The 1,247-nt window shown below is 62.2% G+C and carries 1 protein-coding gene; it reads left to right on the top strand.

Features of this window, described 5'->3' with window-relative positions; all coding sequences use genetic code 11:
• The coding region (locus O3649_RS09035) for an MFS transporter (protein ID WP_371573887.1) at positions 1–1,247 on the top strand (1,247 nt) is incomplete at both ends.

The raw sequence follows: 1,247 nt of genomic DNA, 5'->3' as shown, positions 1-1,247 counted from the left end.
GCCCCCGACCAGAAGACCAAGCGCTGGGCGGCACTCGGTGTGCTCATGCTCCCGGTGCTCCTGGTCTCCATCGACAACACAGTGCTTGCCTTCGCGGTGCCCGCAATCGCTAAGGCGCTGAGCCCCTCCTCCGCGGAGCAGCTGTGGATCGTTGACTCCTACTCCCTGGTGCTCTCCGCCCTGCTCGTGCCCATGGGCGCTATCGGTGACCGCATCGGTCGCCGCAAGCTGCTGCTCATCGGCTCGACCGGCTTCGCGGCAATCTCTGCGCTCGCGGCATTCGCGCCCTCCGCGCTGATGCTCGTGGTTGCCCGCGCCCTGCTTGGCATTTTTGGCGCCATGCTCATGCCGGCAACCCTGTCGATTATTCGCAATATCTTTGTGGATGCGACCGAGCGCCGCATCGCTATTGCCGTGTGGGCTTCGGGCTTCTCGGCGGGTGCGGCGCTGGGCCCGATTGTGGGTGGTTTCCTGCTGGAGCACTTCGACTGGGGTTCGGTGTTCCTGCTCGCTGTGCCGATTCTGATTCCTCTGCTGATTCTCGCCCCGATTATGGTTCCCGAGTCGAAGGACCCGAACCCCAGCCCGGTGGATCCGCTGAGCATCCTGCTGATTATGACCGGCATGACCGGCATTACCTTCGGTCTGACTCACACCTCCGAAACCGGGTTCGATGCGGTGGCTATCAGCACCATCCTTGCCGGCCTGTGCTTCATTGTCCTGTTCGTGCTGCGTCAGCTCAACCGCGAGAAGAACGATATTCAGCCCATGCTGGATGTGCGCCTCTTCCGCAACACCGTGTTCACCGGCGCGATTACCGCAAACCTCATCTCCATGATGGTGGACGTTGGCTTCATCTACTTCGCCTCCCAGCACCTGCAGTTGGTCTCCGGTCTGCCGCCCATGTACGCCGGTATGCTGCTGATTCCCGGTACCCTGGCGATCATTATCGCCGGTCTGGTGATTGCGCGCGTGGCGGTGCACTTCCACCCGGCGCAGGTGGTGTCTTTCGGTCTGGCGCTCCACGCTGCCGCGTTCGCGGTGCTCGCCTTCCTGGGTGCGCACAACGACTTGGTGATTATCCTGATCTTCATTGTGCTCGGTACCGGCATCGGTATTGCGCAGACCATTTCGAACGACCTGATGCTCTCCAGCGTGCCGCCGCGTAAGGCTGGTGCGGCATCCGCGATCTCGGAGACCTCCTACGAGACAGGTACGGTGCTCGGCACCGTCATCATTGGTGGCAT

This window comes from Rothia sp. 27098_8_29 (assembly GCF_041432785.1).
In the GTDB taxonomy this organism is placed as follows: domain Bacteria; phylum Actinomycetota; class Actinomycetes; order Actinomycetales; family Micrococcaceae; genus Rothia; species Rothia mucilaginosa.
The sequence above is the reverse complement of the archived record's forward strand: the minus strand, read 5'-3'. Positions and strand labels throughout refer to the sequence as shown.